Origin of the sequence: Phenylobacterium sp. (assembly GCF_035944335.1) — a bacterium.
Taxonomy (GTDB): domain Bacteria; phylum Pseudomonadota; class Alphaproteobacteria; order Caulobacterales; family Caulobacteraceae; genus Phenylobacterium.
In genome coordinates, this window is record NZ_DASZBG010000023.1 from 1 (window position 1) to 6,381 (window position 6,381).

Genomic DNA, 6,381 nt, shown 5'->3' on the forward strand with positions numbered 1-6,381 from the left:
GCCGACGCTTGAGGCGATGACGGCCTATCCGCCCGAGGCGCCGGCCGACTGCCCGCTGTGCCCCAGGCTGGTGGCCTATCGCGCCGCCAACGCGCAGGCCCATCCCGGCTGGTTCAACGGCGCGGTCGCCTCGTTCGGCGATGACCGCGCGCGGCTGCTGATCGTGGGCCTGGCGCCCGGCCGCACCGGCGCCAACCGCACCGGCCGGCCGTTCACCGGCGATCATGCCGGGATGCTGCTCTACGGGACGCTCCTGAAGACCGGTTTCGCGACCGGCCGCTACGATCCCGACGGCGACGACGACCTGGCGCTGGTGGACTGCATGATCTCCAACGCCGTCCGCTGCGCCCCGCCCGGCAACAAGCCGGAGACCAGCGAAGAGGCCAATTGCCGGCCGTTCCTGAGGAGTCGCATCGCCGCCCTGCCCCGGCTGCAGGTGATCGTCACCCTGGGCGACGTCTCGCGGCGAAACGTGCTGCGCGCGCTCGGCCTGAAGGCCAGCGCCGGGATCGCCGGCCACGGCTCAGAGTTCCGGGCGGGCGCCTACACGGTGCTGAACAGCTACCACTGCTCGCGCCTCAACACGAACACCGGGCGCCTGACGCCGGCGATGTTCGAAGCCGTGTTCGCGCGGGCGAAGGCGCTGCTCGCCTAGGGCTTGGCCCAATACTGGTACCGCCACGCAGAGCTGAAGCCCGCCGCGCGGTAGAGGCTGCGGGCGGGGTTGTCCTCCTTGACCTGCAGGGCGGCGCGCTCGAGGCCGCGGGCCAGGGCGGCGGCGCCGATGGCGGCGAGGATGCGGCTGGCGTGGCCGCGGCGGCGCGCCTCGGGCGCGGTGCGCATGCCGTGGACGCCGACCCAGCCGCCGTTGAAGCTGCCGACGCCCACCGCCACGGTGCGCTCGCCCTGGCGGATCGCGGCGAAGCGGACGTCGGGGGCGCGGGTCAGGTTGCGGGCCCGCTGGGCGCCTTCCTGCGGATCGAAGCCCTCGCCGGTGAAGGCGGCGATCCAGGCGGCGTCGGGGGCGTCCATGAGCTCGGCGGGCTCCTCGCTGAGGGCGGCCAGGCCCGCAGCCGTTCCAAGCTTCATGATGGTCGGCGTGTGCGGGGCGTAGCCCCGGGCGAGGAGCGCGTCGCGGACGGCTGAGAGGCCGGGGACCTCAGCGAGGCGAAAGGCCGGCGGCAGGCGGGCGGCCTGGTAGATCTGCTCGATGTCGGCGATGGCGTCGGGGTCGGCGGCGTGGGTCAGGGGCGCGGCGCTCTTGGCGCGGCCGATAGAGCCGTCGTCGAGGGGGACCAGCCAGCCGGCGATCTCGACCACCCGCTGCGGCGCCACGGAGGCGACGATGGCGCGCTCCAGACCCTGGATGTCGGTGGGAGCCAAGATTTCAGCGGACGGCATCGCGCAGGTCCGCAAGCGTCGCCATGAGGGTCAGGGGATCGAGCGGCGACGGCTCCAGGCCCAGCCGCAGGTAGAAGGCCTTGGCCTCCTCCGAGAGGGCATGCACGAGCAGGCCACGAATGCCGATCGCCTCGGCGGCGTTCAGCACGCGCAACACCGCGTCGCGGAACAGGGCGCGACCGAAGCCGAGACCCCGGCGATCGGAGCGCAGGGCGAGCCTCGCCAGCACCGCCACGGGCACGGGTTCGGGCATGTTGCGCCGCAGCCGGCCCGGCGCCTGGGCGAGCGCCACCGCTCCAGAGGCCAGCGCGTAGTAGCCGATGACCTCCGCCCCCTCGCAAAGCACGAAGGTCCGCGTGGCGCCGCTCGCCTGATTGGCGCGGGCGCGCCGCCGGAGCCAGTCGTCCAACGAAACGACTCCGCAACTGAAGCCGGCGAGATCGTGGTGCTCGCCGAGCGGCTCCGGCGGCCTGACCGTCACGCCTCGTCCCAGGGCGGCTTGCCCTGCAGGGTCTGGCGAAGCCGATCGTCGGCGTGCGGCGGAGCGTCGAGGCGGGCCAGGAACTCGCCGTAGACCTCCTGTCCGACGGAGAACAGGCTGCGATCGAGCATGGCGTCCTCCGCGGCCCGGCGGGCGGCCTCGAGGACAAAGTCGGTGCGGCTCTTGCCGGCAAGTTCGGCGGCGCGGTCGATCATGCCGCGCAGCTCCGGCTTAATGCGAAGGTTCAGAGTTTCGCGCTTGGGGGCGGCTGTCATGACGCCCCTGTCTAGCAGAATGTAATGACGACGTCATTACATTCTGACGCCGTGCGCTGCTGGGAGGCCCCCCGGCCCTCCGCTTGCGCTGCGGGCGTTCGTCACTGCAATCGATCCCCCGGATCGATTGCTCGGCTTCGCCGACCGCGCCTCACCCCTTGTCCCGAAGCAGCCGCGCCTTGTCGCGGGCCCAGTCGCGGTCGGCGGTGGCCTCGCGCTTGTCGTGCATCTTCTTGCCCTTGGCGAGCGCCACCTCGAGCTTGGCGATGCCGCGGTCGTTCCAGTAGAGCTTGGTCGGGATGATGGTGCGGCCTTCGCGCTGGACCGCGCCGATCAGCCGGTCGATCTCCTTGCGCTTGAGGAGCAGCTTGCGGTGGCGGCGGGGCTCGTGGTTCCAGTGCGGGCCGGCCTGGGCGTAGGGCGGGATGTCGGCGTTGACCAGCATGATGTCGCGCCCCTCCACCGCCGCGTAGCTCTCGGCGATGTTGGCGCGCCCGTTGCGCAGGGATTTCACCTCCGAGCCGGTCAGCATCAGGCCCGCCTCGAAACTGTCTTCGAGAAAGTAGTCGTACCGCGCGCGGCGGTTCTCGGCGATCAGCTTGCCCGGCCCCGAACCTGGCATGTCAGATCAGCCCGGCGTCGCGCATGGCGGCCAGCACCTCGGCGCGGGCCGCCTCGGAGCAGGCTACGATCGGCAGGCGCGCGTCCTCGGCGCACAGCCCCAGGTGGGCGAGCGCGAACTTGGTGGGCGAGGGCGAGGCGTCGGTGAACAGCGCCCGGTGCAGGCGGATCAGCCGGTCCTGGCCATAGAGCGCGCCCTGCCACTGGCCGGCGAGCGCGTCGTTGTAGAAGGCGGCGCAGAGCTCGGGGGCCACATTGGCGGTCACCGAGATGCAGCCGTGGCCGCCGTGGGCCATGTAGCCCAGCGCCGAGGGATCGTCGCCGGAGAGCATCACCCAGTCCTCGCCGCACATCAGCCGCTGGAAGGAGGCGCGGGCGAGATCGCCGGTGGCGTCCTTGACGCCCACCATGTTGGGCAGCTTGGCCAGGCGGGCCAGGGTGTCGTTGGAGATGTCGACGCTGGTCCGGCCGGGCACGTTGTAGATGATCACCGGCAGCTGCACGGCGTCGTTGATCGCCCGGTAGTGGGCGTAGAGCCCCTCCTGGCTGGGGCGATTGTAGTAGGGCGTGACCACCAGGGCGGCGTCGGCGCCCACGGTCTTGGCGTGGCGCACCAGCTCGATGGCCTCGTCGGTGGCGTTGGAGCCGGCGCCGGCGATGACCGGCACACGGCCGGCGGCGGTCTTCACGCAGAGCTCGACGACCGCGCGGTGCTCGTCGTGGCTGAGGGTGGCGGTCTCGCCGGTGGTGCCGACCGGCACCAGGCCATGCACGCCGCCCGCGATCTGGCGCTCGACCAGGCGCACGAAGGCGTCTTCGTCGACCTCGCCGTCGCGGAAAGGCGTCACCAGCGCGGGAAGCACGCCGCGGAACAAGGGCTCGGTCATTTTACGCAAATTGCCGTGATGGGATCGCTTGTTAAGCGAAATTCAGAATTGCCGCGACAATATGGGGGAGTGGGCCAAGCCCGCAATGTTCGTATCACCGGCCGCGAGGGGCCCTTCGTTCGTTGGGGACCGTTAGTTTGAACGCCAAGGCTCGTAAAATCCTGCTGATCGCCGGCAGCGTCCTGGTCGCGAGCGCGGCCGCGCGGGCGCAGCCGGTCGACCCGATCGCCGATCTGCTGCAAAGCGCCCCGCCGGAAGCCCCGGTGGAGGCGGCCGCGGTGGTGCACTCCGGCTCGGCGACGCTGAGCGCGTCGGACGTCCAGCTGCTGCGCCGCGCCATCGACAGCGGTCGCCGCGGCGACGTGAACGGCGCGCGGGCCGCCCGCGACGGCCTGACCGATCCCCTCGCCCGCCAGGTCGCCAGCTGGGTGCTGGCCGATTCGGACGGCGATTCGCTGGGCTTCGCCGAGATCGACAATTCCCGTCGCCAGCTCGCCGACTGGCCGCACGCCACGCGCTGGCGCTTGGCGGCCGAGCGGCTGATCGAGACCTCCGGCAAGCCGCCGCAGCAGATCGTCGACTGGTTCTCCGACAACGACCCGCAGACCCCGCAGGGCGCCATGGCCCTGGCCGGCGCCGAGCGCATGCTGGGCAAGCCGCAGGCGGCGACCACCCTGATCAAGCACTGGTGGCGGGACAAGAGCTTCGATTCCGACGCCCAGCGGACCATGCTGTCGCGGTTCGGCGACGTGCTGACGCCCGACGACCACGTGCGGCGCGTCGACATCGCGCTCTACAACCCCAACACCGCCGCGGCGCGCGACCTGCTGCCGCTGATCCCCGCCGACCAGCTGCAGGCGGCCGAGGCGCGGCTGGCCTTCCGCGCCAACGCGGCCAACGCCGGCGAGCTGGCGAGCGCCCTGCCCGCCTCGGTGGCGAACAGCCCGGGCGTGGTCTTCGAACACGCCGCCTATCTGCGCCGCCACAATCTGGACGGCCTGGCGCTGGCCCTGGTGAAAGACTTCCCGCACGAGATCGTCACCCCCGAACAGGCCAAGGCGGTCTGGGAGGAGCGGCGCCACCTGATCCTGACGGCGCTGAAGGCCGGCGACACCCACGCGGCCTATGCGGCGGCGGACTCGGGAATCGGCTTCGGCAGCGAGGCGACCGACGCGGAATTCTACGCGGGCTGGCTGGCGCTCACCAAGCTCGGCGAGCCGGAGGTCGCGGCCAAGCACTTCGCCACCATCGACCGGGTCGGCGTCTCGCCGATCACCCGGGCGCGGGCGCTCTACTGGGAAGGCCGGGCGGCCGAGGCGCGCCACGACAAGGCCGCGGCCGACGGCTTCTACGAGGCCGCGGCGGTGCACAACACCACCTTCTACGGCGAGCTGGCCGGCGAGAAGGTCGGCGCCAAGCTGGTGCTGACCGCCGACCCGGAGATCACGCCCGCCGATCGCGTCCGCTTCGAGGGCCGGCCGGCGGTGCAGGCGGCGCGGCTGCTCTACGAGATGGGCTACCGCGACCTCTACCGGACCTTCGTGCTGAGCCTCGACGACCTCTTGCCCTCGCGGCAGGACGAGGCCCTGCTGATCGACCTGGTGCGCGGCAACAACGACCAGTACCTCTCCATGCTGGTGGCCCGCAGCGCCGCCCAGCACGGCTACATCCTGACCGACCGCGCCTATCCGTACCGCACCCTGCCGCAGGTGGACGGCGCGCCGGAGCCGGCGCTGGTGCTGGCGATCACGCGGCAGGAAAGCGGCTTCGACCCCGGCGTCCATTCGGCGACGGGCGCGCGGGGCATGATGCAGATCGAGCCCTCGACCGGCGCCTGGGTGGCCCGGAAGCTGGGCGTCTCCTATTCCGCCAGCCAGCTCTACGAACCCGACTACAACATGCGGCTGGGCGCGCACTTCCTGGGCAAGCTGGTGGACCAGTTCTCCGGCTCCTACGCCCTGGCGGCGGCGGCCTATAACGCCGGTCCCGCCCGGCCGCCCCAGTGGGTGGCCTATTGCGGCGATCCGCGCAGCGGGTCCGCGGACCCGGTGGACTTCATCGAGTGCATCCCGTTTTCGGAGACCCGCAACTACGTGATGCGGGTGATGGAGAACGTGCAGGTCTATCGCGCCAAGATGAACGGCGGGACGGTTCCGATCACCCTCTCCGGCGACCTGAAGCGCGGCGGCTATGGCTATCGCGTCGGTCCCGCGGTCACCGCCAACCTGCAGCCGGTCTCGGCCGCGGCGGCCAATGCGCCGACAACCCCGCCGGTGTCGTCGAACTGATCCCCTTCCGCTCATCCCGGCGAAGGCCGGGACCCAGATGGAAAGGCTTTGGCGAGGGCTCCAGAGCTGAGAGCAGGCCCAACCCACCTCAAAGCTATGGGATCTGGGTCCCGGCCTTCGCCGGGACGAGCGGGGGCTCGGGAGTTCAGCGCGGACACCGGTCTTTGCCCGTTTGCCAGGAAGGGATTAAACTCCCCGCAGACGTAGTGGGTGAAAGCTATGAGCGACGCTGTTGGTCCTGGCGATCTGGTTCTCTGCGTGAACGCCGCCCCAAACCATGCCACGGGAAGGCCGGCGCCCCTGCAGGCCGGAGAGACCTACCGGGTCATCGAGGTCATGGAATTCGCCTGCCCTTGCGGACGGTCCGACGCCCTGCTCGATGTGGGCATCGACTTCGCCTGGTGCCAGACGCGCTTTCGGCTGCTGCC

The 6,381-nt window shown here is 71.1% G+C and carries 7 protein-coding genes; 2 read left to right on the forward strand and 5 right to left on the reverse strand.

The window, feature by feature from the left end; all coding sequences use genetic code 11:
- The first annotated feature begins 16 nt into the window (after nt 1–16).
- Nucleotides 17–655: a uracil-DNA glycosylase gene (locus tag VGT80_RS05410; RefSeq protein ID WP_327453631.1), complete on the forward strand. Its 639-nt coding sequence runs from the start codon at nt 17–19 to the stop codon at nt 653–655.
- Here the strand turns inward: VGT80_RS05410 and VGT80_RS05415 are convergent.
- The 5 genes from VGT80_RS05415 to dapA form a co-directional block, all read right to left on the reverse strand.
- On the reverse strand, nt 652–1,401 hold the full coding sequence (locus VGT80_RS05415) for a GNAT family N-acetyltransferase (RefSeq protein WP_327453619.1): 750 nt from the start codon (nt 1,399–1,401) through the stop codon (nt 652–654). The genes VGT80_RS05410 and VGT80_RS05415 overlap by 4 nt on opposite strands.
- Complete coding sequence (locus VGT80_RS05420; RefSeq protein WP_327453621.1) at nt 1,388–1,810, reverse strand: GNAT family N-acetyltransferase; 423 nt, start codon at nt 1,808–1,810, stop codon at nt 1,388–1,390. Before VGT80_RS05420 ends, VGT80_RS05415 begins: the two co-directional genes overlap by 14 nt.
- A gap of 68 nt (nt 1,811–1,878) precedes the next feature.
- The gene (locus tag VGT80_RS05425) at nt 1,879–2,157 is read right to left on the reverse strand and encodes a DUF1778 domain-containing protein (RefSeq protein WP_327453623.1); all 279 of its coding nucleotides are present in this window, start codon (nt 2,155–2,157) and stop codon (nt 1,879–1,881) included.
- 151 nt (nt 2,158–2,308) lie between these two features.
- Complete coding sequence (smpB, locus tag VGT80_RS05430) at nt 2,309–2,779, reverse strand: SsrA-binding protein SmpB (protein WP_327453625.1); 471 nt, start codon at nt 2,777–2,779, stop codon at nt 2,309–2,311.
- A 1-nt stretch (nt 2,780) separates the two neighbouring features.
- The gene (gene dapA, locus VGT80_RS05435) at nt 2,781–3,665 is read right to left on the reverse strand and encodes a 4-hydroxy-tetrahydrodipicolinate synthase (RefSeq protein WP_327453627.1); all 885 of its coding nucleotides are present in this window, start codon (nt 3,663–3,665) and stop codon (nt 2,781–2,783) included.
- Nucleotides 3,666–3,802: 137 nt separating this feature from the next.
- Here dapA and VGT80_RS05440 point away from each other — a divergent pair, with 137 nt between their 5' ends.
- Complete coding sequence (locus VGT80_RS05440; RefSeq protein ID WP_327453629.1) at nt 3,803–5,953, forward strand: lytic transglycosylase domain-containing protein; 2,151 nt, start codon at nt 3,803–3,805, stop codon at nt 5,951–5,953.
- The last annotated feature ends 428 nt before the right edge of the window (nt 5,954–6,381 follow it).

Excerpts from the sequence above, each read along its gene's own strand:
- VGT80_RS05410 (WP_327453631.1), top strand. The coding sequence starts at position 17 with ATGACGGCCTATCCGCCCGAGGCGCCGGCCGACTGCCCGCTGTGCCCC.
- VGT80_RS05415 (WP_327453619.1), bottom strand. The coding sequence starts at position 1,401 with ATGCCGTCCGCTGAAATCTTGGCTCCCACCGACATCCAGGGTCTGGAG.
- dapA (WP_327453627.1), bottom strand. The coding sequence starts at position 3,665 with ATGACCGAGCCCTTGTTCCGCGGCGTGCTTCCCGCGCTGGTGACGCCT.
- smpB (WP_327453625.1), bottom strand. The coding sequence starts at position 2,779 with ATGCCAGGTTCGGGGCCGGGCAAGCTGATCGCCGAGAACCGCCGCGCG.
- VGT80_RS05425 (WP_327453623.1), bottom strand. The coding sequence starts at position 2,157 with ATGACAGCCGCCCCCAAGCGCGAAACTCTGAACCTTCGCATTAAGCCG.